4 protein-coding genes and 1 pseudogene are annotated in these 4,458 nt (G+C 67.1%); 3 read left to right on the top strand and 2 right to left on the bottom strand.

Annotated features, from left to right (window positions below; all coding sequences use genetic code 11):
• Window positions 1-929: 929 nt before the first annotated feature.
• Together ACFYQA_RS39220 and ACFYQA_RS39215 are read right to left on the bottom strand one after the other, a co-directional pair.
• Complete coding sequence (locus tag ACFYQA_RS39220; protein WP_388928595.1) at window positions 930-1,112, bottom strand: hypothetical protein; 183 nt, start codon at window positions 1,110-1,112, stop codon at window positions 930-932.
• Window positions 1,113-1,319: 207 nt separating this feature from the next.
• Complete coding sequence (locus ACFYQA_RS39215; protein WP_388928593.1) at window positions 1,320-2,204, bottom strand: helix-turn-helix domain-containing protein; 885 nt, start codon at window positions 2,202-2,204, stop codon at window positions 1,320-1,322.
• 358 nt (window positions 2,205-2,562) lie between these two features.
• On the opposite strand from ACFYQA_RS39215, the gene ACFYQA_RS39210 reads away from it, so the two are divergent.
• The 3 genes and pseudogenes from ACFYQA_RS39210 to ACFYQA_RS39200 form a co-directional block, all read left to right on the top strand.
• On the top strand, window positions 2,563-2,748 hold the full coding sequence (locus ACFYQA_RS39210) for a hypothetical protein (protein ID WP_386404877.1): 186 nt from the start codon (window positions 2,563-2,565) through the stop codon (window positions 2,746-2,748).
• Entirely contained in the window at window positions 2,745-2,939 is a 195-nt protein-coding gene (locus ACFYQA_RS39205) for a hypothetical protein (protein WP_386404874.1), read from the top strand. The genes ACFYQA_RS39210 and ACFYQA_RS39205 overlap by 4 nt, the downstream gene beginning before the upstream one ends.
• A 502-nt stretch (window positions 2,940-3,441) precedes the next feature.
• Window positions 3,442-4,254: pseudogene (locus ACFYQA_RS39200) on the top strand (IS630 family transposase); the annotation flags it as partial.
• Window positions 4,255-4,458 lie beyond the last annotated feature (204 nt).

The following is a 4,458-nucleotide window of genomic DNA, read 5'->3' as shown; positions in this document are numbered from 1 at the left end:
TCGTTGGTGCTGGCCACCTGGGCACTACTCCTTCTCCGCCCTCGACTCAATGAATCATCCAGTATGCCTGACTCGCACTACTTTGACAGAGAGGGGCAGGCTTGGCAGCGATCAAGGTGACCGATCAACCCAACGGCCCGGCCCCACACCCACCAACGGCGCCGTGCAGGCCCGATCCGGTCCATCCGCCACTCACCAGGCATGGCCAAAACCTGCATTTTGATGATCAAAGGCCGCTCTCCGCTCCCCGTCTTCCTCAGGCAGTTCAAAAAGCAAGCAAGTGGGGCGTGGAGCGGCCCCGACCGACCGTTTTCAAGGCTCTGGCCGCAGTTCCGTGATCATCGAGCGCGTTGTGGCGTGGTCGGGCCCCGGCACATGCGATTCGATCGACTCTGGTTGATAGACAATCTCATGACCTACTACGCAGACCTGACTCCGTACACGTACGACAGGGACAATGGGGATCCAGAAGCGTCAGGCTGCCGGCGAGGTGTCCCGCTGCTGAACGTGGGCTGGCTCAGCCGCAGTAAGACCTACCCGAAAGGGACACCATCTTCGGGGCTGGTAGCCGCGCTGCAGCGTATGGCTCAGACGCATCGGGCCCAGCAGACGCGCGGCTATCACTTCTGCCCTTGGTGCGCCTCGAGACTGCTCGGACCGCGGGGCGGCAGTCCACGGGGCAGTTCAGAGATACGCGTCATGGGGAACGGCGTCGCCTACGCTGCTCCTGAGCTGGTTGCTCACTACGTCGAAGCCCACAGCTACTTGCCGCCGACCGATTTCGTACATGCTGTGCTGTCGCCTGGCGCCTTCTCCTGACCCCGGGACTCATGGCCGGGCGAGGGCGCGGGTCCGAAGGAGTACGAACGAGGCTCGGCCGTACATGGCTCTCTCGAGTGTGTTGTCACGGTTGTGTTTTCTGGTTGAGGTCAGGCGTCCGCGCCCGCGCCCATCACGGTGTGCAGCACCGCCGCGACGGGATCGGCGACCGGGTCGAAGTAGTCCCGGAACTGCGGCGGCTCACCTGCCTGAGGCAGGGGCGAGAGGCGGCAAGCACGCCGGTCCGTCTGCCAGTCGAGGAAACGGATGTAGAGGTCCAAGAGCCCGCGCATGGCACCTCCCGCTCCTCCCAGCAGGACGAGCGTCGGCACATTCACGGCTTCCCCCGGTGACGCCCGAGCGCCGGCTTTCGGCGCCCGTCACGTCGAGGCTAGAGCCGGAGGGAAGCCGCCCGAAAGGGCAGGACACGTGCGATGCCTGTTCCGGAGAGTGGGAAGAGAGTGTTTCCGAAAACGGTGCCGCCCACCCACCGCTGCACCTCAGGCGACAGTGCCGCCGGTGTTCTGCTCCATATCGCCTAGGTAGGTGCCCAAGGGAGTGAGGGCGGCCCAGAGCTGGTCGAAGTAGGCGGCGAAGTAGGTCATGAAGGTGGGGTCCTCGATACTGAGGCCGTTGAGTTTTTGGCGCGGTCCCCCGGAGAACGCCAGGAAGACGACGCTGTCGTCGATCAGCGCCATGTTCAGGCCGTCGGCCGTCACCGTCCAACGCAGCACGCTGGCCTCGTAGGTGAGGATGTGCCGGGTGTCGTCGTAGTGCTGGCGCGCCCAGGCGAACATGTCCGCGTCGGGCCGGCCGTCGCGTTCGGGTACGCCGATGATGCGGCGCACGCTGCGTTCGTCGTCGCTGTCCTCGCCGGCCCAGTCCAGGATGGCCTTGAAGTAGGCGGCGGAGGCCGGCGTCGTGTACTGGGTGGGCGGGTAGCGGCGCGTGTAGGTGACCCGGATCTCCGAGCGTGCCTGCCGAGCCCGTCCACCGGCGGCTTCGTAGAACTCCCTATTGTTGCGGTACCAGTGGGCGGCAAGGATGGCCTCGCCGGCCTGCGGATCGCTGATGAGCGGCAGTGGGGTGCGCGGGGCGGGTGTTCCTTTGGCGGCTTCCTCGATCTGCCTGCTCGCTCCCACCCACTGCGCGCGCAGCTTCTCCGGGTCCGTGTCCACGGCGCGGGCGAAGGCGGAGGTGTGTTCCCAGGAAGGGAAACGGCGGCCGTTGAGCATCGCCGAGACACTGCTGCGGCCGCAGCAGGCCATCTTCCGAGCGATCGCCTCCTCGGTCGGTTTCCCGGCGGCCCGCCTCAGTTCGCGCAGCACCGCCGCGAAGGCGAGCTGCGCGGGATGCGGCTGCGCGGAAGTGCCCCGAGCAGGCATGTCTTCCCCTCCCCCGGGTGGAACGACACAGAACGACGCGGTTAGTTCGTCATTGTTCGTCATTGCTACAGCGTGTCGCCAGTGTTCGGCGGTGTTCTCCTTCGTCCGGGGAGTTCTACGTGCGTCTGTCAGCCGTTGGCCAGGCAGTTCACCGGCCGCAGACTCGAGGGACCGGTTGCCGTCGGCTTCCGGTGTCCGCGACAGGAAGGAGCTGTGCCGTGTGACCTAGCCCAACTGCCGCAATGTAGGCCCGGATCGTGAGGGCTGAGGAAGAAAAAGCGAAGGCCACCCCCCGGAGCTTCTGGGCGGAAGCGGGGAGCGGCCTTACCTGCTCAACACCACACAAGGGAGGAACCCCGTGCGAGTCGACTTCAGGATAGACCTTCCCTGTCTCAGCGCGGCCTTCGTGGCCGCGCTGGTACTGGGCATCGTGCTGATCATGTCCCCCACGGCCCAGGCGACCGTCCTCGAGGAGGGATGGCTGCTGCCGGCGGCCGCCTGCCTGCTGGCCGTCCGGCAGCCCAGTGAGAGGAAACGGCGATGACCCCGCACAGCCCCGGGACCCGATGCCCCGGGTGCGGCAACGACGTCCTGCGCCGTACCTACACCGAACTCGTCCCCACCTGCGGAGTGGGCTGGAAGATCGCCGAGTGGTCCGAGTGCGGCCACTGCCACCGGTCGCTCGCCTTCCACCTGCGCGGGCACCAGCAGCAGGACCGGGCCGGGCGTAGGTGAGCGGGGCAGGGCTGCTCGTGCGAGCACCTGTCACCCTGACCCGCCTGCTCGCCGGCCGGCAGCAAGGCGAAGGGCATGGACCAGGGCCTCGGCCGGTCCATGGCCCGGAGCACCGTCCGGCTGCCCGTGCCACCGGCTGTACCGGCCGGTGGTGCGGGCATCTTTGTGGTCAGCCCACGCCTGCACGCGTTCGATCCGGGCATGGGGCCTGTCCAGGGCATGCGTGATGGCGCTGGTCTTCAGGGCATGCGGATGGATCATCTCGGCTTGCGGCAGCCCAGCCCGGCGCGCGAGGGAGCGCAACAGCTGTATCTTCACGTTACGACCGTTCGACGCGCTTCTGGGCCGCTTCCAACGCACAGCGCTCTGCATAGGCTCCGTCGTCGGCCGGGGGCCGTAGCGTGCCATGGCGATCTGGTCGACGGTACTGAAGGCGTTGTGCCCAGCTGGTAGGGATCCCCCACGGCGCATGTCCCGGGAGAACGCTGATGCGGGGCAACTTCAGCTCGGCTCGACGCCGCATGCGGTGGGCCGCTGGCGGAAGCGGTTCGTCGAGCACCGGATCGCCGGCCTGGGTGACATGCCGCGTCCCGGTGGGCCGCGGACGGTCACCGACGAGCGGGTGGCCGCGGTGGTGAAGCGGACGCTGGAGAGCACGCCGAAGAACGCCACGCACTGGTCGACCAGGTCGATGGCGAAGGAGTTGGGCCTGTCGCAGTCGACCGTGTCGCGGATCTGGCGGGCGTTCGGCCTGCAGCCGCACCGCACCGAGAGGTTCAAGCTGTCGACGGACCCGTACTTCGTGGACAAGGTCCACGACGTGGTCGGCCTCTATCTGGATCCGCCCGAGCGGGCGCTGGTGTTCTGCGTGGACGAGAAGTCGCAGATCCAGGCGCTGGACCGGTCCCAGCCGGTGCTGCCGATGATGCCCGGTGTTCCGCAGCGGCTCACCCACGACTACGTGCGGGCGGGCGCCACCACACTGTTTGCCGCGCTGGAGGTGGCCACGGGCAAGGTGATCGGCTCCCTGCACCGCCGGCACCGGGCCGAGGAGTTCAAGAAGTTCCTGATCAAGCTCGACCGGGAGATACCGGCGGGCCTGGACGTCCATCTGGTGCTGGACAACTACGCCACCCACAAGACCCCGGCCATCAAGACCCGGCTGGTTACCCATCCCCGCTTCCACCTGCACTTCACTCCCACAGGCTCGTCCTGGCTGAACCTGGTGGAGCGGTGGTTCGCCGAGCTGACGAACAAGCAGATACGGCGAGGCGTCCACAAGAGCGTCCAGGCACTGGAGAAGGACATCCGCGCCCCCAGTGCCCCTGACCACCGTGTAATGCGCACTGGAGACGGGCGGTGGTGCGCACCGCACCGGGTGGACACCGCAGGCGGGCGGGCGTCTCCGCGTGACGGGCTCGCCAGCGGGTGTGTCAAGTTAACGGCTGATCTTGGTTGTTGAGGTTCAGTTGCTGGCCGGGGTGAGCCGGCCCTCGAAGGTGATCTGGAATGCGTTGAG

Source organism: Streptomyces sp. NPDC005774 (genome assembly GCF_042871645.1).
In the GTDB taxonomy this organism is placed as follows: Bacteria; Actinomycetota; Actinomycetes; order Streptomycetales; family Streptomycetaceae; genus Streptomyces; species Streptomyces pratens.
Note: the sequence above shows the minus strand (reverse complement) of the source record. Positions and strands in the feature narration are given on the sequence as shown.